Origin of the sequence: Hymenobacter fodinae, from assembly GCF_004745825.1 — a bacterium.
GTDB classification, from domain to species: domain Bacteria; phylum Bacteroidota; class Bacteroidia; order Cytophagales; family Hymenobacteraceae; genus Hymenobacter; species Hymenobacter fodinae.
In genome coordinates this window covers 289,159-315,366 of record NZ_SRLA01000004.1, presented here as the reverse complement: position 1 = coordinate 315,366, position 26,208 = coordinate 289,159, and the positions used below count along the sequence as shown (strand labels likewise).

Genomic DNA, 26,208 nt, shown 5'->3' with positions numbered 1-26,208 from the left:
CTAGCATTCCGAGTATTCTGCTTGCTGCGCAAAATACTCGGAATGCTAGGCTGAAGTGGCCTAGCCAATCTTGCGGGCGGTGTTAATCACGTTCACGGCGTTGAAGCGCGTGGTGGCCGAGCCGTGGCTTACCGCCGAGCTTTGGGAAGGCTGCCCCTTACCATCGTTGAAGAAGCCCGCGAACCGGTAGTCTGATTGGTCGCAGCTACCGGCGCAGCTGTTCCAGAATTCCAGCGTGTTGGTCTGGTAGGCCACATCTTCAAGCATGCCCGCAATCTTGCCCTTCTCAATGGCATAGAACACCTGGCCACCGAACTGCGAATTATAGCGCTGCTGGTCAATGGAGAAGGAGCCGTTACCGGCAATATAGATGCCTTTATCAACGCCTTTTACCAATTCGTCCACGCTCATCTTGGTGGGGCTAGGCTTCAGGCTCACGTTGGGCATGCGCTGGAACTGCACGTCACTCCACGACTGAGAGTAGCAGCACCCATCCGATTCCGTCTGGCCGACGATGTGAGCCTGGTCACGGATTTTCTCGTAGTTCACGAGCTTGCCCTGCTCAATCAGGTTCCATTCCTTGGTTTTCACGCCTTCGTCGTCGTAGCCCACTGCGCCCAGCGAGCCGGGCTGTAGCTTGTCGGCCACAATGTTCACCTGCTTGGAGCCGTAGGGAATGTTCTTGGCCTTCCACTCCAGCGTAGCGAAGGAGGTGCCGGCGTAGTTGGCTTCGTAGCCCATTACCCGGTCAAGCTCCAGGGGGTGGCCTACCGATTCGTGAATGGTCAGGCCCAAGTGGTGCGGATCAAGCACGAGGTCGTACTTGCCGGGCGTTACCGATTTGGCCGTCAGTTTCTCCTTAGCTTGCTTGGCGGCGCGGGCGGCGTCCTCCAGCATGTCGTAGCTGTACTTGTAGCCAATAACATCAGAGCCGGCGGGGCCTGCTACTTTGTCCTCGGCGCGGGGCGTGAGGTATTCGTAGCCCAGGCCCATGGGGGAGCTCAATGACTGACGGCTGCGGAACTTACCGGAGGCGCGGTCAACTACCGTTACGCCAAACGTGGGGTAAATCCGGTGAATATCCTGGTCGATGTAAGAGCCATCGGTGCTGGCAAAGTACTTCTGCTCATTCACCTGGAACAGCACCGAGTTTACGAAGCTGGCGCCGTTTTCCAGAGCTTTAGCATTGGCGGCCAGCAGCAAGTCTACCTTATCCTTGATCGGTACCTCAAAGGCGTTTTGCTTGATAGGGGCCTTCCAGGAAACCTCGCCGTAGCCTTTCTGCGGAGCCAACTGCACCTTCTCTTTCTGCACCTTGGAGTTGGCCTTGGCAATTTCCACGGCCAACTGGGCGGCCTTGGCTAGGCCTGCCTCGGTCACGATGTTGGTGGCGGCAAAGCCCCACGTACCGTTGGCAATAACCCGAATACCGGCACCATAACTTTCCGTGCTGGCAATATTCTGCACCTGCTTTTCGCGGGTGAAAACACCTTGGTTGAGGTAGCGGCCAATCCGAACGTCGGTGTAGGTAGCACCGGCGGCTTTGGCGGCATTTAGGGCTGCATCGGCCAGGCGCTTCTTTACCGCTACATCCACGCCTTGCTCTAACAGTTGGGCCGGATCAACCAGCGTTCCGCTGAAGCCCGGAATGGAAGGCAGCCACAGCGCCCCGGTCGCTAGGCCAGTCAGGCCCACAAAATCACGTCTTTTCAAGAGAGTACAGGTTTGGATGTGTAGATAATTGTAGTGACTCCACCCCCAGCCCCTCGCTAGGATGGAAGGGCTGGGGGAGGAGTACTGGCCTAGACGGCGTCAGACAAGCTGGTGAAGGTGAAGTCCCGGATTTTGAGCGGGGGCACCAAGTTGCCGCCCACGCGCACGGGCTTACCAATGGCTTCCAGGTTGTTGAGCATGATAATGGGCGACTCGTTGAAGCGGAAGTTCTTCACCGGGTGCTTGATCTTGCCGTTCTCGATGTAGAAGGTTCCGTCGCGGGTGAGGCCCGTGTAAAGCAGGGTCTGGGGGTCAACGGGACGGATGTACCACAGGCGCGTTACCAGAATGCCGCGCTGGGTGCCCTTGATGAGGTCGGCGGTGCTTTGGGTTCCCCCTTCCATAATCCAGCCGCCCGGGCGGGGCAGGTCCGGAATGTTGTTCTTCTGCGCCCAGTAACGTGTGGCGTACAGGTTCTTCACTACGCCCTTCTCAATCCAGGTTACTTTCTGCTGGGGCCGGCCGTCGCCGGAGAAAGTCAAGTCGGCCACTTCCGGGTTGGTGGGGTCGGAGTAGATGGTCACGCGCTCGTCAAAGAGCTTTTCGCCCTTGCGGTTGCCACCTCCCTTTTTACTCAGGAACGAGCGGCCTTCATCGGCGTTGCGAGCGTCGAGGGCACCCATCAGGGCCTGCATCAGGGAGGCATCGGTGTTGGCTACCAGGGCCGCGGGCTCCAGAATCACGGTGTACTTGCCGGGTTCCAAGGCCTTTGCGTTGCGCGAGCCAGAAGCCTTATCGGCGGCAATCTGAGTCAGGCGGGCGGCGTCAAACTTGCTGGCATCGTTGTAGTCGGCGGTGGCGTAGCCTGAGCCGGTTCCGTCGGGCGTACGCACCGTAATGCTGAACTCTAGGCCACTGCGCTGCTGGTAGGCCTCCAGGCCCTTGTTGTTGCGCTTGGCCACAAACCCGGCCGAGTCGTTGAGGAAAGCCGCTGAAGTCAGCTTCTTCTCGTCGCAGATTTTCATGCTGGCGCCCACTTGCTGGGCGCGGTAGGCGGGCGTGATGTCGGCGGTGCTTTTGGCAAATGCCTGCGGCGACTCTAGATATTTCTGCGGGCCGAGCAGGGGCATGTACTCGGGGCTTTCGGGGGCGAGACGGGCAATTTCCTCGGCGCGCTGTACGCAGCGGCGCAGGGTGGCATCGTCAAACTCATTGCAGGTAGCCACACCGCTGCGCTTACCGAAGCGCGCTTCTACGGCTAGCGACACGTTATCGACGCCGCCGCTGGTGCTGATGGAGTTGCGGGCCGAGCGCACGTTGCCGCCCGTTGAGCCGGTTAAGGTTGCCTCGCACTCATCGGCGGTGCTAAAGCTCAGGACCTTCTTGAGGATGGCCTGGGATTCGTCTTTGGAAAGTATTGCCATTGCGGAAGTTGATGCGAGTAATTAGCTGATTTTGCGAGCGGTGTTAATCACGTTCACGGCGTTGAAGCGCGTGGTGGCCGAGCCGTGGCTCACGGCCGATACCTGCGAGGGCTGGCCCTTGCCGTCGAAGAAGGAGCCGAACAGGCGGTAGTCTGATTGGTCGCAGCTACCGGCGCAGCTGTTCCAGAACTCCTGGGTATTAGCCTGGTAGGCCACGTCTTCCAGCTGACCGGCAATCTTGCCTTTCTCGATGGCGTAGAATACCGTGCCCCCAAACTGGAAGTTGTAGCGCTGCTGGTCGATGGAGAAGGAGCCGCGGCCAGCAATGTAAATGCCCTTGTCCACGCCCTTAATCATGTCGTCGACGCTCATTTTTTCCTTGCCGGGGCGCAGGCTCACGTTGGGCATGCGCTGGAATTGCACCGTGCTCCAGGAGTCGGCGTACGAGCAGCCATCCGATTCTTTCTGGCCGACGATGTGGGCTTGGTCGCGGGTCTTCTGGTAGTCAACCAGTTTGCCATCTTTGATTAGGTCCCACTCCTTGGTTTTCACGCCTTCGTCGTCGTAACCCACGGCACCCAGTGAGCCGGTTTGCAGCTTGTCGGCCACGATGTTCACGTACTTAGAGCCGTACGGGATATTCTTGGCTTTCCACTCCATGGTAGCGAAGGAGGTGCCAGCGTAGTTAGCTTCGTAGCCCAGCACGCGGTCGAGCTCCAAGGGGTGGCCTACCGACTCGTGAATGGTCAGGCCTAGGTGGTTGGGGTCCAGCACGAGGTCGTACTTGCCAGCTGTAACGCTCTTGGCGGTAAGCTTAGCCTTGGCTTGCTGGGCTGCTAGGGCAGCATCTTCCAAGATATCGTAGCTCTGCTTATAGCCGATAAGGCCCGTGCCCTGCGGACCGGCAATTTTGTCGGCGGCCTTGGGTGTGAGGTACTCGTAGCCCAGGCCCATGGGAGAGCTGAGCGCATCGCGGGAGCGGAACTTACCGGAGGTGCGGTCGATGGCCGTTACGCTGAACGTAGGCCATATGCGGTGCACGTCCTGGTCGATGTAGGAGCCGTCGGTGCTGGCAAAGTACTTCTGTTCGTTGATCTGGAACAGGCTGGAGTTTACGAAGTTAGCACCGTTGTCGAGGGCCTTGGCGTTGGCCGCCAGCAGCAGCTCTACTTTCTCTTTCACCGGCACCTCAAAGGCGTTGCGCTGGATTGGGGTTTTCCAGGAAACGTCGCCGTAGCCTTTCTGCGGGGCCAGCTGTACCTTCTCCTTCTGCACCTTGGAGTTGGCCTTGGCAATTTCCACGGCCAACTGGGCGGCCTTGGCTAGGCCTGCCTCGGTTACAATGTTAGTGGCGGCAAAGCCCCAGGTGCCGTTAGCAATAACCCGTACGCCCGCGCCGTAGCTTTCGCCGCTGGCAATGTTCTGCACCTGCTTTTCGCGGGTGAAAATGCTCTGGTTGAGGTAGCGCCCGATACGCACATCGGCGTAGGTGGCACCGGCCGATTTTGCCGCATTCAGGGCCGCATCCGCCATCCGCTTCTTCACGGCGGGGTCTACGGTTTCGAGCAGGCGGGCCGGGTCCACGAGGATGGATTCGCCAAAGCCCGGCAGAGAAGGGAGCCACAGCGCCCCGGTCGCCAGCCCGGTCAGGCCTACGAAGTCGCGTCTTTTCAAGGGGTAAACAGTTTGGTGATGGAGAGGAAATGCGTGGTGAAGTTTAGCCAGAAGCCCGGCCAATTGCAACCAATCGACGCAAATGCCGTTAAAGGGCTGCATTTTTTCAACCAAACCGTCAAAAAGCTGACAAATTTATCAGCGAAGATGCCTACTCTCAGTTCACGACTGTTGTCATTCCGAGCACGGTAAGAATGAAACTCCTATTGCACCAAGCCTAGCAAATCAGCGGCAATCTGCTGCCAGGGCTGCTCTAGGTTAATGGTTACAATGCGCACGGGGTGGCCGCCGAGGGCGTAGCGCACATCCAAGGTTTGAGTCGCCGCCGGATAAAGCAAGATGCCTTCCAGTTGCTGGCCCGCGGTGGGCGACTGGTTTTGCAGGTAGGCATATAGCTGGTACAGGTGGGGCGAAATCAGCTTTTGCTGATCGTAGCGCATGCGCAAGGCCGCCGCGTAATACTTGGTATCGAGGATGATTTTGCGGTCGGGGGCCTCCAGCGTGGTATCTGTAATCATGGCTGGCAACAGGCCTAGAGTGTCTTCGTCTGGGGCCTCTGCCTGCCAGGAAATGGTTTCAGATAGCACCCGAAAACGGCGCTGCTCTAGGCGGTAGAAGTTGCGTACAAACTGCTCAAACAAGCGCGCCATCAGCACTTCATCTCGCCGGAAATCGCGGAAGCTCGAGGGGCCATCAGCATCTGGCGCCGGCAACGCACTCTGGTACACCAACTCGCACACATTCAGCAAAAACCCACTGGCCCCGGTGGGCCGCAGACGGCGCACGGCGCGCAAATTTGCCAGGGTAAGTGGCCTAACGGTAACGTTACCATGGAACCGGCGCATGATCAGGCGCAGCTCATGGCGTAGCGTAGCGGGCAAGCTGCGGGTGCAACTGAGGTGGCCTAGCGTGCCCAGCAGCAAGCCGTTAAATGGGGTATCGGGACCTAGCTCATCATACACACACACGGCTCGGCCCTGTGGTAGTAAGTTGCGCGTTACTGTGGGTGCCAGCTGTACCCGCCCCCGTATTTCAGGCAGCTCTTCCTCCCGGGTGCTGTAGGAGACTGCCAAACCCTGCCGCAATAAGCGGCGCGTGCCCATCAGCAGCACGTGAGCCAGTAACTCCAGTGGCCGGTGAAACTCTGCAGCATCCGTCGCCAGCAACTCGTCGCGCTCTGGCAGGCGGTTCCAGGCGTAGCAGAGCAGGTAGTACAGGTTCTGGATAGGAATCATGTGCGAAGAGTGGCCTAGCGAACAGGTCTTATTCCGGTTAATAGCCGAAGTCTGGGGTGACGCTTTTATCAGCTAGCCCAATACTTCCTCGCGTTAATTGAAATGACTGGGCTTATTTTCGGAGCAGCTTTTTTTTGTGCGATACGGCTTTGGCGGGCTGATCGAGCCAATATTCATCTAGCAGCGGCGCAATTTCCTGCTCTAAAATCAGTGTGAGCCAGTGCTCCGCCTCCGTGGGTTTAGTGGGAGGCTGGCAGAAGTAGCTGTGCCCAATGCGGAAATCCGGGCCAAGTTCTGGGTCATCGGTAATGGCATCGTTGAGCTCCGTGAGGCGCACTGCCAGGCGCTGGATTGTCACCTCCGGTACACCCTGCCGGGCTAACAGTTCCTGCAGTGGCGGCCCAAACTCAGGTTCCATCTCCACGAAGGCAAACCGGCGGCGCAGGGCATAATCCAGGGGTGTCAGGCTGCGGTCGGCCAGGTTCATGGTGCCAATGAAGTATACGTTGGCGGGCACGTAGAAGCGCGGTGCCTCGGCGGGGGAGTAGGGCAGGCGCACAGCATGTTCGGGGCCGCGCTTATCGGCTTCCAGCAGGAGCAGCAACTCTCCAAAAATGCGGCTCAGGTTGCCGCGGTTTAGCTCGTCAATCAGCAGGAAATAGGGCTGGTCAGGTTCCTGCAGGGCGCGGCGGCAGAAATCCAGCAGAATGCCCTCCTGTAGCCGAAAAGTGCCTTGCGCATCGGGCCGGAAGCCTTGCACAAAATCCTCGTAGCTGTAGCTCGGGTGAAACTGCACTAGCTCCACCCGGCGCGCATCTGTAGCGCCCAGCTGCAGCCAGGCCAGGCGGCGCGCCAGAAACGTTTTACCCGTGCCCGGTGGCCCTTGCAGCACCAAATTCCGGCGCCTGCTCAGCGCCGCCAGCGTGGTATCGAGCTTAGCTTCTGTTATGAAGAGCTCCTGCAATGCCTGCTCGCGGCCATAGGGCTCGGCGGCGGGCAGCTGGTAGGCCAGTGTCGGCTCCTGAACTGTGGCATCATTGGCAGGCACTGATGTTTTTTCTGCCGTAACAGCCTTGGTTGCCTTGAGTGGGTACAGCTCCTGCATAGCCTCCTGAGCGGCCACATCACCGTCTAGGGCCGAGTTTTCGAGGGTGGGGCGCTTGGTGGCAATGGTAAAGTCGAGCTGCTCTAGCACGCGGTTGGTGGGCGAGCCAGCTGCCAAAGGCCACTTAGCCTCGGGCGCGTTGCAAGCCAGTTGCCACGCCAGGCGGGCTACCGTGCGCGGGGGGTAGCGCCGGCCCTTGTATACCAAATCATAAACGGTGCTCAAGGGCATGCGCTGGCCCTCACGGTCTAGCTGGCGCAGGGCGCGCAGCACATGGTCGCGGGTAAGCTGGGTAGGGTCGAAGTCGGGAGCAGGCATTCGGTTCTAAAGTACGGTCAAAACACCGGTAGCGCTGCATTTAGCTCCCTCGTGCTGCGCTAGGCCACAAAAAAGCCCGACTATCATCGGTAGTCGGGCTCTTCTGAATGCGTGGTTAACTACCCTTCTGGGTGGTTTTCTTTTTACCATCGGGCTTGTCCTTGATGGTTTCTTCGTTCTTTTTCTCCTGGTTCTTCGTGGCAGGATCGGTATGCTGAGGAGTGGTGGTAGGCTGGGCCATAACAGTCAAGGCAAAGTGAATTACTAGACTGGCCTACGGCTGAGCTTTCTGCGCGGCCACGAAAGACCAAAATGTTATGGGCGCTCCGGCACTACTAGGCAAGCTGCTACCCCGCCGTGATGGTGCGCTGAATGCCTAGCTTTTTCATCCGGGCCTCCAGCGTTTTGGGGTTGATATCTAGCAAGATGGCGGCCCCAGTAGGGCCACTAACTCGGCCGCCCGTGCGGCGCAGGGCCGCCAATATGTGGTCACGCTCTTGGTCTTTCAGGGTTTTGATAGGCCCACCAGCATCTGGGGTTGCCACTGGGGCCTGAGCTGCTTGAGCAACCGCCGAGAAACCCGCAAACTCCAGGAAAGGCCCTTGGCTGACAATGACGGCCTGTTCCAGTACATGCTCTAGCTCGCGCACATTACCTGGCCAGCTGTATTGCTTCATGGCGCGGAGGTCTCGCTCGCGTAGGCCCCGCACGGGTTTTCCCATTTGCTTCGTGAAACGCTCCAGGAAGTAGCGCATCAGGGGCTCAATATCCTCGGGCCGCTCGCGCAGAGGGGGCAGCCGTATCGGGAATACGTTGAGGCGATAGTACAGGTCGGCGCGGAAGCGCCCGGCCGCCACTTCTTCCTCCAGCACCCGGTTTGTGGCCGCAATAACCCGCACGTTGGCGGCAATAACCCGCCGACCCCCAATGCGCTCAAACTCTTTTTCCTGGAGCACCCGCAGCAGCTTCGCTTGCAAATCGAGAGGTAACTCGCCCACTTCATCCAAGAAGATAGTACCTCCATCGGCCAGCTCAAACTTGCCAATGCGGCGGTCGTGGGCTCCGGTAAAGGCGCCTTTCTCATGGCCAAATAGCTCGCTCTCGATGAGCTGAGCGGGCAAAGCGGCGCAGTTGAGCTTAATCAGAGCCCGCTCGGCTCTGGGCGACAGGTTATGCAAGGCGCGGGCCACCAGTTCCTTGCCAGTGCCGGTTTCCCCTTCAATCAGCACGGTAGTGTCGGTGGGGGCTACCTGGGCCAGGCGGGTATACACCTGCTGCATCACGGCACTGCCACCCACAAAGTCGTCGAGGCGGGCGGCCGCGGTGGTGTTGATTTCGTCGATGAGGTAAGTGCGTTCCCGCTCCAGCTGGGTACGCAGCAGGTCAATCTGCTCAAAGGCCAACACGTTCTGAATGGCCAGCCGAATCTGCGGTACAAGGGTCAAGATCAGCTCCAGCGTTTCGGCGGAGAAGGCAAAAGGCTGATAGCTGGCCAGAATAACCACCGCCGTCGACTCGTCGCCGGAGCTAAGCGGAACGCAAAGCAAGGATTGGGTGCCGCGCTCCTCCCGGATGTAGCGTAGCAGATCGTAGCGGCGGGCCAAGACTTCAAAATCGGCCCCTACATACACGCCCGGCTCTGAGAACAGCGCCATTACGGCCTGCCTGCTGGCATCCGACTGCGGGAAGGAGTCGTAACGGTTTTCCTCCAAGGCCTGAAAGGTCCCATCGGGCTGCTTGTTAAACTCCGCCAGCGCCCGCACCGGCGAGTCAGGCTGGCGCATCCGCACCCCAAAGTAATCGTAGGCCACTACCCGGTTAATTTCCGTGGCAATGGCCCGAAACAGCTCTCCGCGCTCTTTAATGCTTAGCAGAGCGTTGTTAAGGGCCAGCTGCATGGTCTTCTCCTGCTCGCGGCGAGCAATGTCCTCAAACGCTAGTGCGTTGGTGACAGCTACCGCCACTAGGCTGCCAATTTTCTCCAGCAGGTCATCGTCTTGCTCCGAAAGCTCAGGGCGACGCCGGGCCACCAAGGAAAGTAATCCAATTAGGTTGCCGCCCGTGCGCAGGGGCACCACCGTCATGTAACGCATGCCCTGTTCTAGCAACCCCCTGAATGGTGGGAAGTCTCCGTTCTGGTCTAAGAACTCCTGCAAATCATAGTGGCGCAGGTGCTTTTGCCGCACGAATTGAGCAATGGGCGTACCCTCTACCGACTTCCGAATCAGTTTAGGATCCGGAACAGTAGGGATAATAACCTCGCCCAAATAGTCGCGCATAAAAATCCGGCGGTACTGCAGGTCAGCATCCAGCGAAATGATGGTAATAGCATCAAATGGAAATATTAGCCGCAGCTTTTCCGTCATGTTCCGAAACAAGTCCTCCTTGTTGCGGGTCGTAGCAATAGCATCATTAAGGTACAGCAGCAGAGAATCGTCTTGGTCTGGCATAGAAGTCGGAAACTAGGTGCAGCGCGAAGAGTTTATTGGGAATTTGTCCAGCAAAATGTGCTTCAACTTCAGTACAAAGAGCCGCTAGTTGTGCTGTTGAACATCAATTTATTCCTTAAATATCAGGAATAATTTTTAGGTAATCCTGATATTTAAGGAATAAAGCTGCGTGACTGCAAAGCCGTAAATTTGTATTTTAAAAATATTTTCAGCCTTTACAGTGTCCTATGAGCAGTTTTGCATGACATTAAAGAGATTTTAATGAGCTGGCACATCATTGGTTATTAGGCGGGCACTACCAAGTCGTACATCCGTATGCTTTCCCGACCAACAATAGCCGTCCCCCTGGTTGCCTTAGGGCTCCTGACCGCCGGCGCGGCCCATGCACAACAAGGGCCTATTATCTCTGATTCTCTAACGCTGGATGGCACCATCCGTTCGGTGCTAGACGCAAACCCTGCCATTACCTCACTGGAAGAGGAAGTAAATGCCGCTACCAGCCGCGTGACCCAAGCTCGTGGTGGCTTCTTACCGCAAATCACCGGTACGGCTACCTACACCCGCGTCGACCCCGTGGTGAAGGTGCAGCTCAGCCCTGAGGCTCCTGCTTTCCAGTTAGCTCCTAACAATAACTACGACGCCCACATCACGCTGCAGTATGGTCTGTTGGACTTCGGTAAGAAGGATGCTACCTACAACCTAGCAGAAAGCCGCCGCCTAACGGCCGCCGACCAGATAAACGTAACACGCCGTGACCTGGCCTATTCGGCTGTGCAGGTGTACTACAATATTCTGTTTGTGCGGGAGAGCATTAAGGTACAAGATGCCCAGATTGCCTCCTTGCAGCAGCACCAGCGCGAGATGGAAAAGCGCGTGGAAGGGGGCGTTAGCACCCGCTTCGACGTGACCACCACGCAGGTGCGCATTACGCAGGCCCAGAACGCCAAAATAGACCTGCAAAATCAGCTTAACAACCAGCAGGCCCAGCTAGCCCGGTTACTGCACCGCCCAGAGTACGTGAACGTGCCCGTGCGTGGTACTTTCACGTACCAGCCCCAGGCCATTGATGTGAATGCTGCCTTCTCCAACGCCGAGGCCAACCGCCCGGAAATAAAGCTGGCCCGCGACGCTGAGCAAACGGCTAATCTGAACCTGAAGCTGATTGAGCGTAGTAATATGCCATTGCTGGGTGTGGGTGGACAGCTAGGTGCCAAGAACGGCTACCTGCCTAACCTTGACCGCATTCGTCCGAACTCGGTGGGGGTGGTACAGCTTTCGGTGCCCATTTATGATGGTAACCGCAACAAAAACCAGCGGGTAGAAGCTGCCGCCAACATTAGGGGTGCGCAGGCTCGGATTCTGGATACCCAGGAGCAGGTGCGCGCCGACGTGCGCCAGGCTGCTAACAACATTCAATCGAGCACGGCCCGCTACGACAACTCCCTTCAGCAAATCAACCAGGCCACCGACGCCCTTACCCGCGCCCAGGCCCGTTACCGCTATGGGGTAGGCAACAACCTCGACGTGCTGGATGCTGAAACGTCATTGGCTCAAGCGCGCCTAGCTCGTCTGCAGGCCATCTACAACTACACGCTAGGCCAGTACCAGCTCAAGCGCGCCACCGGCGAGCAGATTTGGTAGCTGTGGTTGAGTGACTGAGTAATTGAGTGAAGTACTCAATTGGTACCACGCATTCACTCGCCTAACTCACTCATCACTCAATTACTCATTCCCTGACATGATCATCCTGTGTCCGATTGATTTTTCTGCCGCAACGGAGGCGCTGGTAACCTACTCGGCGGCCCTGGCGGCGGGTACGGGAGCCGAGCTGCGGCTCCTGCACGTGCTAGAGCCCGGGCCAGCAGCTCCAACGGCGCCATTCAATGATTTGGAGCTAGCCCGGCAAATGGCTCAGCAACGGGAGGCGGCTCTTACCTCTGGCGCTCAAGTAACTACGGCAATTGTGTACGGCGAAGCCGCCCACGAAATCGTAGAAGAAGCACGCCGTCACCCGGCCGACGTAATTGTTATTGGAGCACATGGCCAAACGGGCCTCACGCGTTTTTTAATGGGTAGCACCGCCGAATCTGTAGTGCGCACTGCTCCGTGCGTGACGCTGCTGGTAAAGCCTGGCTGCCCCAAAGCATACCGCCAATCGGCGTAAGTATTTGTTGGCTGGTCTAGGCCACTCGACCAGCCTCTCCTCAACAACCGACAACGAACAACCAAGTACCCATATGGCAACCCCCGTTCAACACGATTCGACCGTAGCGCCTACTCAATCTGCGGCTTATGAGCCAGTAGTGGACGAGCAACCGGCGGGCCGCTCTAAGCGCCCCATCATCCTGATTGTTCTAGCCCTGGTGCTGCTGATTGGCGGCTACTTCGGCTACCAGCGCTACCAGTTCGGACAAACCCACGAGGAAACCGACGATGCCCAAGTAGAGGGCGACGTATATCCGGTACTGCCCCGCGTAGGTGGCCCCGTGCTGGAAGTGAAAGTAGATGACAACATGCCAGTGAAGAAGGGCGACGTACTCGTAGTACTTGACCCCTCCGATTACCAGCAGCGCGTTAATGCTGCCCAGGCTGCTTTGGCTGCCGCCCAAGCTAACGTAATTGCCGCCCGCGCCGCCGTAGGTACGGCCTCAGCTAACGTACGCACCGCCCAGGCCACTATTGGCGTGAGCGACGCTAACCGTGCACGTCTGCAGAAAGACTTGAAGCGTAGCGAATTCCTGCGCAAAGAAGATATCATTCCGCAAAGTGACTACGACGCCGTGCAGGCTAATCTGCGCTCTACTACTGCTCAGCGGGCTACTGCTCAGGAGCAAGTAGCGGTGGCTCGCCAGCAGGTAACTGCCGCTCAGCAGCAAGTAGCCGTAGCCGAAGCCGTGGTAAAGCAGCGCCAAGCCGACCTCGACAATGCCCAGCTGCAGCTGAGCTATACCACCATCAAAGCTCCGGCCGATGGTACCGTAAGCAAGAAAGGTGTGCAGCCCGGCCAAGTAGTAGGTCCTGGTCAGCAACTGTTTGGCATTGTAGCTAGCAGCCGCACGTGGGTTATTGCTAACTTCAAGGAGACTCAGCTGGAGAATATGCGCGTAGGCCAGCCCGTGAGTGTGGAGGTAGACGCTTACCCACACGAAGAATTCACGGGTAAAATCGAGTCGCTGTCGGCGGCTACGGGTGCTCGTTTTGCCCTGCTGCCCCCTGATAACGCTTCCGGTAACTTCGTGAAAGTAACCCAGCGCGTACCCGTGAAAATCATCCTCGACAAAGTTGACCCCGAGCACCCCCTGCGTGCCGGTATGAGCGTAACCGCTACAGTTGCGACGAAATAAGTTTAGTGCGTGGTACTCGGCGAATGGGCTTAGCTCTTCATTGAGCTGAGTACGAGTCGGGTGCCGCGCACCTCTCCTTAAGCACTACGACATTGGAAACCGGATTTACCAAGTGGATCATCGTCATTACGGTGGTGATGTGCTGCTTGCTGGAGCTAATTGATACCAGCATCGTGAACGTGGCCCTTACCCAGATGATGGGTAACCTCTCGGCCACCCAACAGGAGGTAAGCTGGGTAGTGGCTTCGTATGCCATTGCCAACGTTATCGTGATTCCGATGACGGGCTTCCTGGCCGAGCAGTTCGGCCGCAAGAATTACTACCTGTTCTCCGTGATACTCTTTACGCTGGCCTCCATGGCTTGCGGGCAGAGCACTAACATTTGGGAACTGGTAGCCTTCCGCTTTATCCAGGGCGTGGGCGGCGGTGCACTCATGGCTACCTCCCAAGCTATTCTCATTGATACCTTCCCGCCCCAGCAGCTGGCGCTAGGCCAGGCGCTGTTTGGCATGGGGGTTATCATTGGCCCAACCATAGGCCCGACGCTGGGTGGCTGGATTGTGGATAACTACGACTGGCCCTGGATTTTCTACGTGAATGTGCCGGTGGGCATCATGGCCTCCATCTTCACCACCCTGTTTATTCGTGACCCCGAGCGGATCAAGAATGCCGTTCGTAGGCCTATCGGCGAAATCGACTGGCTAGGTATTTTCCTGCTGGTGCTAGGGGTAGGCTCGTTGCAATACGTGCTGGAGCAAGGCGAAAGCAATGACTGGTTTGAAGACCAGAGCATTCTGCTCTTCACGGGCCTTACCATCATTGGTATGGTTGGCTTTATCTGGCGGGAGCTGACGGCCAAGCAGCCCGTGGTAGATCTGCGGGTACTGGGTAAAAGCCGGAACCTGGCAGTAGGCTCCTTCCTAAGCTTTATTCTAGGCTTCGGGTTGTTTGCCTCGGTGTTCGTGTTCCCCATCTTCTGCCAACGCATTTTGGGCTTCACGGCTGAGCAAACTGGTTACCTGCTGCTGCCGGGTGCCTTGCTTTCGGGCTTCATGATGCCAATTGTGGGTAAATCTATCCAGGCGGGGGTGTCGCAGAAGTTCATGCTGCCGGTGGGTTTTGCCGTCTTCTTTGTCTTCTCCTACTGGATGAGCACCCAGATTTCGCCCACCGCCGGCGAGAGCGACTTCTTCTGGCCCCTCATGCTGCGTGGCTTTGGACTGGCTCTGCTGTTCCTGCCCATTACCACCATGTCGTTGGCAGGTCTGAGCGGTAAAGACGCCGGCCAGGCTGCTGGTCTCACCGGTATGATTCGTCAGCTGGGCGGCTCATTTGGGGTGGCCCTGGTGGGTACGTATCTGGAGCGCACGACTATGCAGAACCGCGTAGGCCTGTTGCCCAACATCTCGCTCTACGACCCTGAGACCCAGCAGCGTATGCAAGGCTTAATAGCCAGCTTTATGGCTAAGGGAGCCGATATGGTGCAGGCACAGCGCCAGGCCTATGCCGCCCTCGAAGGCATGCTTATGAAGCAGACGGCTCTCATCACGTACTCTCAAACCTTCCTGATGATTGGAACCTTCTTCTTGTTGTGCGTGCCGCTGATCTTCTTGATTAAACGCGCTAAGCCCGGCGAGAAAGTTGACCTGAACGCCGCCCACTAAGCTGGGTAAGTGATAAAACACACAAAAGCCGCTGCCTCGCTGAGGTGGCGGCTTTTGTGTGTTTATACCGGCTGAATGGGCAGCAGCAGCCGGAACAGCGTGCCAGTGTTAACTTCACTTTCTACTTCGAGGCTGCCACCTAGCTGCTGCACAATTCGGTTTACTAGATACAAGCCCATGCCCGAGCCATCCACGTGGTGGTGGAAGCGCCGGAACATTTGAAACAGCTGCCGCTCGTGGCGCTCCAGATCAATGCCGAGGCCGTTGTCCTGGACGGTAAGCTGCAGCAGGTTATCCTCGGCCCAGCATGTGCCCACCCGAATTACGGGCGGACGGTCAGGGGCAGCGTACTTCAGGGCATTGCTGATGAGGTTAAACAGGATGCTCTGCAGGTTAGGCCGCACAAATGGCAGGATAGGGGTAGCGGCAAAATCGAGCTCGATGCAGGCGTGCGAGTGGTCAATCTGGTCTTGCAGGCTGTGCAGTATTTCCTGAGTGAAAGGCAGAAGGTCAATCAGCTCAACGGGTAACTGCTCGTGCTGGCGCTGCACCTGCACTACCGCCGAAAGATCTTGGATAGTGGTGTTAATCTGTTGCAGGGCCCCCTCAAACATGCCAATGAGCTGGGCGGCGGCCTCGTCGTGGAAGGTGGCTGTGCGCTTAAGCTCCTCAAAGATGCCGGCCATATTCGTGATGGGCTGCTTCAGGTCGTGAGAGGCGGTGTACACGAAGTTGTCCAGAGCCTGATTGATCTGGGTGAGCTGAGCATTTTGCCGGTGCAGAAGCTGCTGGGTCTGTTTCACCTCGTCGATATCAGTGCAGGAGCCAAACCAGCGCACAATTTCTCCCTTCTCATTGCGTAAGGGCTCAGCCCGGCCCAAAAACCAACGGTAGCCCCCCGTGCGCGAGATGAACCGGTACTCAATTTCGTAGGGGCTGCCTGTCTCGTGGGTGGCCTGCCACGCGGCCAAGGTGCGCTGCTGGTCATCGGGGTGCAGAATGTTAGCCCAAGCAGCACTACCCAAGCAGGCCGCGGGGGCTAGGCCAGTAACTTCCTGCAGCCGCTGATTGAAGTAGTCGACTTGCCCATCGGCAGCGGCAGTCCATACAACCTGGGGCACACTTTCCGCCAGAAACCGAAAATACTCCTCGCTTTGGCGTAAAGCCTCGGTCAGCTCCTTCTGGGCATGAATATCGGTGTCGGAGCCGTACCAGCGCAGGAGCTTACCGTCGGCATCGAGTTCGGATTGGGCCTGGTTCAGGAACCAGCAGTATTGCCCATCGTGACGGCGGAAACGCACTTCAAAGCTCCAGCCTCGTGCTTCTTGCCGAGCCAGGGCATACTCGCGCTCTGCCCGGGCCAGATCATCTGGGTGAACCGTTGCCCGCCAATGGGCCGCAACGCTGGAGCCGACGGGTAAACCCGTGTAGGTGTACCATTGCGGACTAACGTAGTGGCCTGTCCCGGAAGCTTCATTAATAAACGTGATGTTGGGCAGGGCTTCCGTCATGCGGCGCAGGCGCTCGTCGCTGCGGCGCACCTCGGTGGCTAGGGTCTCGGCCCGCTGTCGGGCTAGTACTTGCTCCGTAACATCTACCCCAAAGGCCAGGATGCCCTGCACCTGCTTATCGGTACCATAAAGGGGTTGGTACACGAAGTTGAGGTAATACTCCTGGGTGGCGCCGGTAACGGGGTTAAGTATCTCGATGTGATTTTCGTGGCCTACGTAGGGCTCTTGGGTGCGGTACACGGTGTCGAGCAGCTCCATAAATCCCTGGGCGGCTACCTCGGGCAGCAGATCGGTGGCGCGCTGGCCTAGCTGTACCCGCCCGCCCATCAGGGTATTATAATTGGGGGTAGCGAAGGTAAACCGATGGTCGGGCCCGGTAACAGTGGCAATATAAGCCGGCACCTGGCTCATAATCTGCATGAGCTGCTCGTCTTTGGCGGCCAACTGCTGCTGCACCTGCTTCTGGTCGTGAATGTCGAGGCCGGTCCCCACCCAAGCTACCAACTCCCCGGCTTTATTGTAGCGCGCCACGCCCTGGCTTAGTATCCAGCGGTACTGCCCATCGTGGCGGCGCAGGCGATACTCTACTTGGTAGGTGCGGCCGTTGGCTTGAGCCTCATTCCAGGCTTGCTGGGCGTGTGCTCGGTCGTCGGGGTGAATGTCTTCCAGCCAGGTTTTGCTCTGCAGCCCCAACAGTTGCCGGCCCGTAAACTCCAGCCAGCGCGGGTTCTGGTAATCAGCGGAGCCATCGGGTGAGGTAGACCACATCATCACGGGCAGCTCCTCCAGCAGAAAGCGGGCCCGGGCCTGGCTTTCCTCCAGCTCTAGGCGGTCCTGCCGTTCCCGCTGCTCCGCCAAGTGCTGGGCCGTTACATCTTCCGTCTGCTGCAGAATAAAGCGCAACTGGCCCTCATCGTTCAGAATAGGGTAGTGAGTGGCTTGCCAGTACCGCTCCTCTAGGCCACCTCCCTGCTCCAGCGGACGGGGCAAATCGTAGCGGATGCGGGGCATGGTGTGCTCTTCCCGCTGCTGGCACACGTAGGCCAGGGACCCTCGAAAAATCTGGTAGTTTTCCTCGTCCGACGGCGGGTAGGCCTCGAACAATGGCTTGCCGGCTACTTCCTCCCTACTTTTCAGCGATACCCCCGCGTGCCCATCGGTGTTATCTACAATCGTAAAATCGGCGTCGGGGAGTAACAGTAGAAAGTTACCGGGCAAGTGTCGAAACACCGTCAGGTAGTCGTGTAGAGCAGTGGGAGCAGGCATAACAGGCATGGACGGGGAATGAGCAGCTGACATCCCGCCGCCCTGCGCGAGAGTTTCTAATAACCATAGGTACTACCCAGCCGGGGCCGGCCGCGGGGTAAACACCCGTAAAATACAGAGTTCATGTAAAGCGCACATGAAGTTGCACCCGTGACCTTTGCATGACATTCTAAAGGCAAGAAAAAAGCCCCGCCGTATAGGGGCGGGGCTTTGTATGGCAGGCCTACGGTTTACTGATACTGAATGTACAGCGGCTTGGGGTTGAGCTCGGCTAGTACTTCTTTGGGCGTCATCATGTGGTGGGGCGCCGGCCGGGGGTCGTACTCGTAGAAGAGCTTGAAACCAGTGTACTGCACGGGCTGCTTTTCCACGTAGGCCTTATAGGAGTCTTTCTTCAGGGTGGGGTTGCCCCAGCCATCCATGTGCATTACCACCTGCACGCGCGGATCAAGCTTGATGTTTTTATAGTTGGTAATCATGCCCTGCGTGAAGCGGTGCACGGTCAGCACTTTCGGGGGGAGCTTGTTTTCGCTTACAATGCGCGCCAGAAAGTTGATGGCGTAGTTCACATCCTTGGCATCGTAAGTCCCAATTTTCTTGCCCGGACGCACGCCCTTGGTCTGCATGGCAAACTCCGGGTCGATGCCCATGTGCACAATGGGGTCTTTCAGCCAGGGCTCCAGCTTGTGCAGCTCGTGCTCCAGGTCGGAGAGGCCTACCTGCACGTCCAGGAACACAATGCAGTTGTTGTCTTTAGCCCACTGAATGGTTTCGTCGATGGTCGACTTAGAGTTCATCAGGCGGTACTTACCATCCTTGCCAGCAGCGGCCTGCGCCGTAATGGTTACGCTGTGCAGAGCCGGCTGAATGGGCAGCGAGGGGTCGGCGTCTTGCCACTCCTTCTGCACTTTCCGGAACTTAGCCAGCATCTGTTCCTTAGGCTCCCGACCCAAAATACCCATGCCCTTCGCCCGAATGTTGCCGTAGAAAGCCACAATGCGGTGACCGGGCAAAATGGCGCCGGGCAGCTGCCCGCTTTTCTTCACGATGGAGTCGGCCTTGAGCGAATCGCGGCGCATGGCAGCGCGCTGCAGCGCTACGGTATCCACTACCGCGGGCTTGGTAGTATCGGCTACGGCCGAGGGGTTTTCAGCATCGGTGCCGGAGCGTGAGCCGCAGCCGGGCAGGGTGGTGAGCGTGAAGACGAGGCCTAGAGTAGCCAGCGCGGGGGCCGTCAGGCGGGTGATGGTCCGGAAATAAGACACTGAAGAAAAACAGATTGAAGGCGAATGGAGCCCCTAAGTTAGAGGGTTTTCCGGGGATAACGGGAATGCCAGACCGGGGCTTCTACCGCAATCAATTGCTTTTAACTTGGTTTTAACGCGCTAGGCCACTACCACAACGCCACCACCCGCGGTAGCACGAGCGGTGGCGCTGTGGTAGTAGAACGAGTCGGCAGCCTGGAGAACTTAACAGGCCTAGCACTGGCTCTCTTTGCTGGTAATGGCTACCGGTACAGAAAGCGCCAACTATTCTAGGGATTGACGGACCGAGGCTTGTTCATTTCCTCGTGCATATTCGTCATCATGTTAAGATAGGATTGTAGTGGTTCCATCCCGATAGCGGCCCGGCGCTTGTCTACGTTCTGTGGGTCGCGCAGCGACTTAGGTACCGCTTTGCCTAGGCCAGCTCCCTCGTACACCACCTGCGTGCCATATTCTTCTGGCTGGCCCGAGTTGATGGCTACGCGGTCGGTGAGGTAGGCATAGTTGGTTGGGTTGGCGTTGTGCTTGCGTACCTCAGGAAGCATAAGCTGCAGCACTTGGCGCTGGAATGCTGGGTGGGCATCGGCGTGCTACACCAACAGCCAGAAGTTGTTGGAGCTTGTTTCGCCTACTTGCCGGAAGCCGGGGTACCCTACCTGGCGCACAATTCGCTCGAGGATGGGCTGGTGCCGGGCGAAATTATCGGCCTCTACTTGCACCAGATTGCGGCCCGCGCTGTCGGGCAGTTGCTTGAATAGCTGCTGCATAGGCCACTGATCTACGTAGGCCAGGCTGTCGAGGGTCTTGCTAAGGACAGGGTAAGCTACAGGTGTGGGTTGGGCGGCAGCCCCCAGCGCGCTGAAGCACCAGACCACGCCTGCCAAAGCAGATACTTTCATAACATGTCAAGTATAGCCTTGCTACTTCAGCGAGAACGTGATGGGCACGGTGTAGAAAACGGCTACCGGCTTGCCGTCCTGGGTGCCAGGCTTCCATTTGCCGGGTAGGTTGCGCACGGCATTTAGCGCCATGTCGTTCATGGCCTGTGCGGCGGGCGTTACTACTTTCGTTACAACCGGCTTGCCTCCTCCATCCGGGACTTTAATGTTATAGCCGATGCCCTTCTGCAGCTCAGCCGCCTGAATGGTACCATCCGTGCCGACAATAAACCGAACAAATACGCGGCCTTCCAGCTTCTCGGCTTTGGCACTTTCCGGATACACCACGGCCTTGCCAATATCAGCAAGCAACTGCTCTGGGCCACCAGGGTACTCAGGCATATGCTCTACATAGGTGAAGGCTGGCGGCGGGGGTGGGGGAGGAGCAGGAGTGCTTTCTGAGGAAGGAGTGGCCATAGTCACTTCTTTCAACGTGATGGCCGCGGAAGGCTCAGGTTTCTCCGCTGACTTCTCGCAGGCAACCAGCAACAACAGCGAAGTGCCCACCGGGGCCAGCAGCCACTGTTTCCAGCGCCGAATAGGGGATGAAGTAGTAAGCATACGAATACGGGTAAGGGTAAATGATTGAGTGAAGGAATGCGCAACGGGTAAATTAGGATGCAGCTGCCGCAGGGCTACCCGGGCCAGCAGGGTGGTGTAGGCCTCAGCCGCCGTAGGGGAGGGGTGGCCTAGCGCCTGCTCATCGGCCAGCAGTTCGTGAGTAAGCTCCAAGGCGGCGGGGTAGAAGTGCACGAAGGGGTTGAACCACAGCAGCCCCCGCGCCAACTCCAAACTCAGGCGCTCCAGGGAATGATGCTGCTGCATATGGGCCACCTCATGGCGCAGAACCTGAGCGGCCTCGGCCGGAGCCAGCTCAGTAGTTTCGTCCCAAAAAATCAGGCGTCCAAAGGAGCTGACGGGTCGCTGTCCGCCGGTGTAGGCCAGCGTGTACCCCGCTCGGGCTTCTCTGGGCCAGGTGCGCGCCAAGTGCCACAGGTGCAGCAGTTGCCAGGCGCGGTGGCCTAGCAGCACTAAAACTCCCGCGCCATACACCACCAGCAACCAGTATCCCCCATCAGCAGTGCTGAGCGGACTATCAGACTCAATAGTAACTCCCGGCAGCATTCCGCCAGTCAATAGGCCCTCGGCAGAAGAGGCAGCACTAGCCCAGCTTTGGCGCCAGCTGGCCAGCCACGGACTGGCGGCCCCAAGCAGCGGCGGTACTACCAGCACCAGCCAAGGCGTGTACAGCAAGAAGCGGCGGTTGAAGTGAAAGCACCGCTCGTGGCGCAATAGCAACTGGTAGAACAACCAGCAGGCCCCAAGCAGCACGGTGCTCAGGAGCACTCCACTAAGCAGGCCGCTCAGACTCGGGTGTAGGAGGGAGAGATTCATCAGCAGGCGGGGTAGCAGGTGAGTCTAGTTGAGCATGACGCAGCAATTCTTCCAGTTGATGGGCATCTAAGTCTTCCTCCTTGGCGAAGAAAGACACGAGCCGAGAGAAGGAACCACCGAAGTAGCCCCCTAGCAACTTGCGCAAGGAGAAGCGTCGGTAGTCGTCTTGGGCCACCAGGGCGTAGTAGCGGTGGGTGCGCCCGAAGGCCTCATGGCCGACAAACCCCTTCTGCTCCAGAATGCGAATAATGGTGGAAACGGTGTTGTAGGCGGGCGTAGGCGTGGGGAGTTCCGGCAGCACGTCTTTCACGTAGGAAGGACCGCGACGCCAAAGCACTTGCATTACCTGCTCTTCGGCGCGGGTTAACTCAGGAAAGGTCTGTGACATATGAAGTAAGTGATGTAGTTAAATGTATAACTTAAATTTTAGTTATACAACTATTTTTTTAGTCGTAAAGGCGAAATATGCCAATTAACCTCAGCCGTCACGTTTTTAGCTGATAAAAAAGGCCAGTCTAACTGACGCTAGATGAATTATTTGCCGGGGCTGATGTTGAGGATAAGTAAGAACTCAGCTTGTAAAGTAGTACTGTGAAGCACCCTCTGTTTACTAATCGCCCTGTGCGTATACCAGCCGCGCTGCTAGCGTGGCTCTTCGTTTTTCTGGCGGCCTCTCCGGGTTGCAAAAGCGACTCGCCTGCCCCCGACGCTCCCGACACCACTACTGCCCCACCCACGCCCCCGGTAACCCCTCCGGCCAGCGTGCTGGTAGGTAGCTCTCTCATTGGCGAATACAGCCAGGCCACATTGGCCAGCCGCGTTGGAGATGTGCCCCTAGTGGGGGCGCTAGCCCGCCTGCCCATCAAAGTATACAAGCTCACCTACACCACCCAAAATACCGATGGCCGCAGCATTACGGCCTCAGGCGCGGTGCTGGTGCCCGTAACTACGCAAGCTCTACCGGTTATCAGCTATCAGCACGGCACCATCCGGCCCGATGATGAAGACCGCGCGCCCTCGCACTATAGCCAGAACAGTGAGCTGTGGTCGGCGGTGTCGGTGCTGGCCTCTACGGGCTACGTAGTGTCGGCCCCCGACTACATTGGCTACGGGTCTTCCAAGGATTTACCCCACCCGTACGAGCATGCCGCGTCGCTGGCCTCAGCCTCGGCGGATATGCTGCGGGCCACCCGGGAGTTTTGCAAGCAGCAGAACATCAAGGTAAACGCCAAGAACTTCTTGCTGGGCTACTCAGAAGGCGGCTACGCTACCATGGCTCTGCACAAGCTGCTGGAAGAGAAGTATGCTTCAGAGTTGCCCGTAACAGCCAGCGCCCCCGGCGCGGGAGCCTACCACAAAACGGCCTTTGCCAAGTACATTCTTAACTCTGATCAGCCACTGAACTTCCTGAGTACCTACGTGTGGGTGCTGGATACCTACAACCGCGTATATAAGCTCAACCGCCCGCTGTCGGCGTATTTTAAGGAGCCGTATGCTACGCAGCTGCAGGCCAACCCTTTTGGCTCAGTACCCAGCCTGCCCAAGCAACTATTCACCGATGCCTTCCGCCAGAGCGTACTCACCGACTCCGACCCTGCCCTGCTAGCCGCCTTCCGCGACAACGACATCTACGATTGGCAGCCCAAGGCGCCCACGGCCCTCTTCCACGGCACCGCCGATGATTACGTGCCCTACTTCAACTCGCAAGATGCTTATAAGGCTATGCAGGCCCGGGGTGCCAAGCAAGTAGAGCTGCGTCCCATTCAGGGTGGCAACCACTTCACCTCGGTAGCTACCTACACGCTGTCGGCATATGCCTTCATCACGCAGTACTAAACTGGCCTAGGCCATTCTCTTACAACGAAAAGCCGCTTGCTAACTCAGTAAGCGGCTTTTTTATGAACAGAAGTCAGAACTTGACCTTATTGAAGTGCTTGCGTGGTAGGCCTAGGAGCCAGCGCCTGCCGAGCCCACGCGCCACTTAGTGCCGCTAGGCCACCTACTAAGCCCGCAATCAGCCCCGAAAGCAGCAGCAGTAGCCCAACACTTCCACCCAGCGGGAATAAGGTTGCCAGCCGCTCTGCCAAGCGCTGAACCCCGTGCTGATTAAGCCAGATGGCCGGAAGCCACCAGCTAAGGCCGGCACCAAATAGCCCTGCCAGAAAGGCTAGGCCACCTGAAGATCCGCGCAAAGCCGTCAGTAGAAAGCAAATAGGCACAATGCACCACCACGGCAGCAGCAACTGGCCTAGCGCACAAAATACCAGAAGTAATAAAGAAAAAACGGCAAGTGATTTCATAAGCAGCAATACATATGAAGGCCCTGGTCGGCCGCGGAGGGAGTGAAGAAACCGCAGAAATGCTTAAACCAGAGGCACCCCCTATTTAAAAGCTAGTTGGATGACTCTAGGCGCCAAGCGGCTTGCAGGCGCGGGTGGTTTTCGTCGGCGGCGCGCAGAAACACTAGCTCATCCAACTTGCCCAGGCGCCAGGTCTCAATCATATCATCATAGTAAGCTGAGGCGGGGTTGCCGCTCTGCCCACCAGGGAAGATTCCGTAAGCTTTCACCTGCGGCCCCAACGCCACTACCATTCGCCAGGAGGGACCGTTGCGCGGTCCCGTGGCATTCACCGAGCCGCGGCTGCCACCGCAATCAATATCCATACGGCCAAAGCCCGGTAGGTTTGCCAGGTGGTTGATGTCGGTGCTCTTTTGGTTGGCCCAACCCCACTTGGGCCCCATTGGTCCAAACTTGCGGGTCAGGGAATCAACAGCAAAGTGTAGGGAGGCCGCTAGCAAATCACGCGCATTTTCTCGCTGAGGAGTGGTACGGTCGTCAATCCAAGGGCTAGCCGGAGCGAGTCCGAAGCGGGCCCCCATCGATTGGCTAAGCAACAAGCGGTTCGTGCGGTCTTGCGATGGATAGCGCATCTCTAGGCCAGTTGCTTTTGCCCCAAAATCGTCCTGCCACAGCCGGTCAACTAAGTTAGTGTACCACAGGTCAAAAATGGAAGCCGCCACAGCATCAGCCTGGTATATGTAGTTCCAGTCTGCTAGCACCCGTATGGCCGCCCCTTCGGATGCAGCCGGCTCATGAGGATATTTATGATCGGTCAGCTTAGTGCCGGCCATTGTCTCCAGCATCCAGGGCAGCATAGTGCGGGCGTTTACCCCCAGGTTGTCATTTTGGAGTTGGCGCAGGCTGTCGGGGGTGGCGCGCTGCATCTTGGCCAAGCGCTCATTGATGCGGTGGCCGCGGTCGGAAGGAGCGTAGTCCCAGCCCAGGTAGTAGGGATAATCTAGGCCTGCCGAGGGCTGATTGGCCGATGATACAAAGCCGCGCGCGGGGTTTTCTACGTGCGGGTTCTGCTCCATCGGAATCCAGCCCTGCCAGTCGTAGGCCTTGTCAGTGCCATCCAAAATAAACTTGCCCTGGTCTGCCCACTTCAGCGGGAAATGCCCGTTCGGCCGGATGGCAATATCGTTCTGATTGCTGGCAAAAATAAAGTTCTGGGCCGGCGAGCCGTATGTCTGCAGGGCCGTGCTATAGTCCTGGTAATTCCGGGCCCGGTCGAGGCGGTAGAACGTCAGCACCTCGTTGGCGCCATCGTGGGCGGTCCAGCGCATGGCGTGCCGAATGGGCGTCTGTTTGTTGAAAACCTTCTCCTCTCGGTCGTACACAATGGGGCCATGATGGGTGTAGAGCACCGTATCGAGGCGGTCGGGCAGCCCACGCACCACAATGCGCTCCACCACCCGGCGGATGGGCTTCCAGCGGCCATTGTGCCAGTACTCCCGCATCATGTTGTCCTTGAACTTAAGCTGGTACCAGTCGAGCACGTCGCCGCCTACGTTGGTTACGCCCCAGGCGACGTTCTCATTGAAGCCAATAATCACGGCCGGCGCGCCCGGAATAGTTACACCATATACGTTCACGCCCGGTGCCGCCATCTGTATCTGGTACCAGATGCTCGGAAGGTTCAGTTGCAAGTGCGGGTCGTTGGCGAGAATGGGTAGGCCAGAGGCCGAGCGGCTGCCCGCCACCGCAAAGTTGTTGGAGCCTAGCTCTGCATCGGGCTCCCGCGCCGGCACCTTGTCTGACAGCGCCGCCTGAAACGAAGGAGGCGTTGCGGGAACCGGCAAAGGCTTGAAGTTTAGCGGCGAACCGGTGGGTACAATGGCGTCGGTGCGGTTGGGGTAATCGGGGAAGAGGTCGTTTACTACAGCGGGGCCATACTTGCTCAGAATGTTGCTTAGGCGCAGGTCATCGGAGCGGCCGCTTAGGTCCCAGGCCATCAGCTTCAGCAATAGCGCACACTTGAGTGGCTGCCAGGGCTCGGGGGCATAATCCAGGAGCTTATATTCGAAAGGATAGTCTTTCGGGGCAAGGCTGTTGATGTAGGCATTCACTCCTTCGGAGTACGACTCCAGCACTACCCGCGTGGTAGGGTCTTGGAGCATGGTGCGCACAGAGTTTTCGGCCCCGTAGGCCAGTCCCATGCGCCGCTGAAACCGGTCGTATTCCAGGGCTTTGGGGCCTACTACCTCCGAAATTCGGCCCGCCGCCACCCGGGTCATAAACTCCATCTGCCAGAGCCGGTCGTGGGCGGTGAGGTAACCTTGGGCGTAATAGAGGTCGTGCTCGTTTTCGGCGAAGATGTGCGGCACCCGCCGGTCGTCGAAGCGCACTCGCACCGGCTGGTGTAGGCCAGGTAGCCGGAGGGTGAGATGCTCATCCGTAGCCGCTGCCGTTTCTCCGTTCTGCCAGAAGCCGCGGTAAGGGCTCAGGAGCTTACCAATGGGCGGAATGTCACCCTGTTTGGTATTCAGTACCCACGTGAGGGTAAGCGTAACAAGCAACGCCAAGCCGGCCTTAAGAATACGAAGCATACACTACCTGATAGC

The 26,208-nt window shown here is 57.9% G+C and carries 19 protein-coding genes and 1 pseudogene; 5 read left to right on the top strand and 15 right to left on the bottom strand.

Translation table 11 applies throughout. The annotated features are described in order from the left end of the window. Positions 1-60: 60 nt before the first annotated feature. From EU556_RS19100 to EU556_RS19075, 7 genes are all read right to left on the bottom strand, one after another. Complete coding sequence (locus EU556_RS19100; protein ID WP_135435737.1) at positions 61-1,713, bottom strand: TldD/PmbA family protein; 1,653 nt, start codon at positions 1,711-1,713, stop codon at positions 61-63. An 89-nt stretch (positions 1,714-1,802) separates the two neighbouring features. Beyond that, positions 1,803-3,137, bottom strand: coding sequence for a TldD/PmbA family protein (locus tag EU556_RS19095; protein WP_135435736.1), 1,335 nt, complete (start codon positions 3,135-3,137; stop codon positions 1,803-1,805). A 21-nt stretch (positions 3,138-3,158) separates the two neighbouring features. After that, complete coding sequence (locus EU556_RS19090; protein ID WP_135435735.1) at positions 3,159-4,811, bottom strand: TldD/PmbA family protein; 1,653 nt, start codon at positions 4,809-4,811, stop codon at positions 3,159-3,161. 203 nt (positions 4,812-5,014) lie between these two features. Then, positions 5,015-6,046, bottom strand: coding sequence for a 5-methylcytosine restriction system specificity protein McrC (locus EU556_RS19085; protein ID WP_135435734.1), 1,032 nt, complete (start codon positions 6,044-6,046; stop codon positions 5,015-5,017). Positions 6,047-6,158: 112 nt separating this feature from the next. After that, positions 6,159-7,469: an AAA family ATPase gene (locus EU556_RS19080; RefSeq protein ID WP_135435733.1), complete on the bottom strand. Its 1,311-nt coding sequence runs from the start codon at positions 7,467-7,469 to the stop codon at positions 6,159-6,161. Positions 7,470-7,584: 115 nt separating this feature from the next. Beyond that, positions 7,585-7,710: a hypothetical protein gene (locus EU556_RS26685; RefSeq protein ID WP_262709665.1), complete on the bottom strand. Its 126-nt coding sequence runs from the start codon at positions 7,708-7,710 to the stop codon at positions 7,585-7,587. Between the two features lie 106 nt (positions 7,711-7,816). Then, positions 7,817-9,919 (bottom strand): sigma 54-interacting transcriptional regulator, encoded by a 2,103-nt coding sequence (locus EU556_RS19075; RefSeq protein ID WP_135435732.1) that lies wholly within the window; start codon positions 9,917-9,919, stop codon positions 7,817-7,819. Positions 9,920-10,234: 315 nt separating this feature from the next. Here EU556_RS19075 and EU556_RS19070 point away from each other — a divergent pair, with 315 nt between their 5' ends. The 4 genes and pseudogenes from EU556_RS19070 to EU556_RS19055 all read left to right on the top strand — a co-directional run. Then, positions 10,235-11,560, top strand: a complete 1,326-nt coding sequence (locus EU556_RS19070; RefSeq protein ID WP_135435731.1) for a TolC family protein — start codon at positions 10,235-10,237, stop codon at positions 11,558-11,560. Between the two features lie 97 nt (positions 11,561-11,657). Next, positions 11,658-12,083, top strand: a complete 426-nt coding sequence (locus tag EU556_RS19065; protein ID WP_135435730.1) for a universal stress protein — start codon at positions 11,658-11,660, stop codon at positions 12,081-12,083. A gap of 73 nt (positions 12,084-12,156) precedes the next feature. Next, on the top strand, positions 12,157-13,263 hold the full coding sequence (locus tag EU556_RS19060; RefSeq protein WP_135435729.1) for an HlyD family secretion protein: 1,107 nt from the start codon (positions 12,157-12,159) through the stop codon (positions 13,261-13,263). 86 nt (positions 13,264-13,349) lie between these two features. Continuing rightward, a pseudogene (locus EU556_RS19055) lies at positions 13,350-14,927 on the top strand (DHA2 family efflux MFS transporter permease subunit); the annotation flags it as partial. Positions 14,928-14,989: 62 nt separating this feature from the next. On the opposite strand, the gene EU556_RS19050 reads toward EU556_RS19055, so the two are convergent. The 6 genes from EU556_RS19050 to EU556_RS19025 form a co-directional block, all read right to left on the bottom strand. After that, positions 14,990-17,704 (bottom strand): PAS domain-containing protein, encoded by a 2,715-nt coding sequence (locus EU556_RS19050; RefSeq protein WP_167855638.1) that lies wholly within the window; start codon positions 17,702-17,704, stop codon positions 14,990-14,992. Positions 17,705-17,934: 230 nt separating this feature from the next. Next, positions 17,935-18,969 (bottom strand): hypothetical protein, encoded by a 1,035-nt coding sequence (locus EU556_RS19045; protein WP_210116329.1) that lies wholly within the window; start codon positions 18,967-18,969, stop codon positions 17,935-17,937. A gap of 269 nt (positions 18,970-19,238) precedes the next feature. Beyond that, positions 19,239-19,514: a DUF6624 domain-containing protein gene (locus tag EU556_RS19040; protein WP_135435726.1), complete on the bottom strand. Its 276-nt coding sequence runs from the start codon at positions 19,512-19,514 to the stop codon at positions 19,239-19,241. A gap of 45 nt (positions 19,515-19,559) precedes the next feature. Beyond that, entirely contained in the window at positions 19,560-19,868 is a 309-nt protein-coding gene (locus EU556_RS19035; protein WP_135435725.1) for a hypothetical protein, read from the bottom strand. Between the two features lie 21 nt (positions 19,869-19,889). Then, positions 19,890-21,302, bottom strand: coding sequence for a M56 family metallopeptidase (locus EU556_RS19030; protein ID WP_135435724.1), 1,413 nt, complete (start codon positions 21,300-21,302; stop codon positions 19,890-19,892). After that, positions 21,259-21,690 (bottom strand): BlaI/MecI/CopY family transcriptional regulator, encoded by a 432-nt coding sequence (locus EU556_RS19025; RefSeq protein ID WP_135435723.1) that lies wholly within the window; start codon positions 21,688-21,690, stop codon positions 21,259-21,261. The genes EU556_RS19030 and EU556_RS19025 overlap by 44 nt, the downstream gene beginning before the upstream one ends. A gap of 233 nt (positions 21,691-21,923) precedes the next feature. On the opposite strand from EU556_RS19025, the gene EU556_RS19020 reads away from it, so the two are divergent. After that, positions 21,924-23,138, top strand: coding sequence for an alpha/beta fold hydrolase (locus EU556_RS19020; RefSeq protein WP_245327798.1), 1,215 nt, complete (start codon positions 21,924-21,926; stop codon positions 23,136-23,138). An 86-nt stretch (positions 23,139-23,224) separates the two neighbouring features. Here EU556_RS19020 and EU556_RS19015 read toward each other — a convergent pair whose 3' ends face one another. Both EU556_RS19015 and EU556_RS19010 read right to left on the bottom strand, forming a co-directional pair. Continuing rightward, positions 23,225-23,602, bottom strand: coding sequence for a hypothetical protein (locus EU556_RS19015; protein WP_135435722.1), 378 nt, complete (start codon positions 23,600-23,602; stop codon positions 23,225-23,227). Positions 23,603-23,694: 92 nt separating this feature from the next. Beyond that, positions 23,695-26,193, bottom strand: coding sequence for a penicillin acylase family protein (locus EU556_RS19010; RefSeq protein WP_135435721.1), 2,499 nt, complete (start codon positions 26,191-26,193; stop codon positions 23,695-23,697). Positions 26,194-26,208: the final 15 nt, after the last annotated feature.

Bases quoted from the DNA above. Each gene is read 5' to 3' on its own strand.
- EU556_RS19075 (WP_135435732.1), bottom strand. From the start codon at position 9,919: ATGCCAGACCAAGACGATTCTCTGCTGCTGTACCTTAATGATGCTATT.
- EU556_RS19065 (WP_135435730.1), top strand. From the start codon at position 11,658: ATGATCATCCTGTGTCCGATTGATTTTTCTGCCGCAACGGAGGCGCTG.
- EU556_RS19085 (WP_135435734.1), bottom strand. From the start codon at position 6,046: ATGATTCCTATCCAGAACCTGTACTACCTGCTCTGCTACGCCTGGAAC.
- EU556_RS19010 (WP_135435721.1), bottom strand. From the start codon at position 26,193: ATGCTTCGTATTCTTAAGGCCGGCTTGGCGTTGCTTGTTACGCTTACC.
- EU556_RS19030 (WP_135435724.1), bottom strand. From the start codon at position 21,302: ATGAATCTCTCCCTCCTACACCCGAGTCTGAGCGGCCTGCTTAGTGGA.
- EU556_RS19050 (WP_167855638.1), bottom strand. From the start codon at position 17,704: ATGCCTGCTCCCACTGCTCTACACGACTACCTGACGGTGTTTCGACAC.
- EU556_RS19025 (WP_135435723.1), bottom strand. From the start codon at position 21,690: ATGTCACAGACCTTTCCTGAGTTAACCCGCGCCGAAGAGCAGGTAATG.
- EU556_RS19015 (WP_135435722.1), bottom strand. From the start codon at position 23,602: ATGAAATCACTTGCCGTTTTTTCTTTATTACTTCTGGTATTTTGTGCG.
- EU556_RS19080 (WP_135435733.1), bottom strand. From the start codon at position 7,469: ATGCCTGCTCCCGACTTCGACCCTACCCAGCTTACCCGCGACCATGTG.
- EU556_RS19060 (WP_135435729.1), top strand. From the start codon at position 12,157: ATGGCAACCCCCGTTCAACACGATTCGACCGTAGCGCCTACTCAATCT.
- EU556_RS19095 (WP_135435736.1), bottom strand. From the start codon at position 3,137: ATGGCAATACTTTCCAAAGACGAATCCCAGGCCATCCTCAAGAAGGTC.
- EU556_RS26685 (WP_262709665.1), bottom strand. From the start codon at position 7,710: ATGGCCCAGCCTACCACCACTCCTCAGCATACCGATCCTGCCACGAAG.
- EU556_RS19035 (WP_135435725.1), bottom strand. From the start codon at position 19,868: ATGAAAGTATCTGCTTTGGCAGGCGTGGTCTGGTGCTTCAGCGCGCTG.
- EU556_RS19040 (WP_135435726.1), bottom strand. From the start codon at position 19,514: ATGCTTCCTGAGGTACGCAAGCACAACGCCAACCCAACCAACTATGCC.
- EU556_RS19070 (WP_135435731.1), top strand. From the start codon at position 10,235: ATGCTTTCCCGACCAACAATAGCCGTCCCCCTGGTTGCCTTAGGGCTC.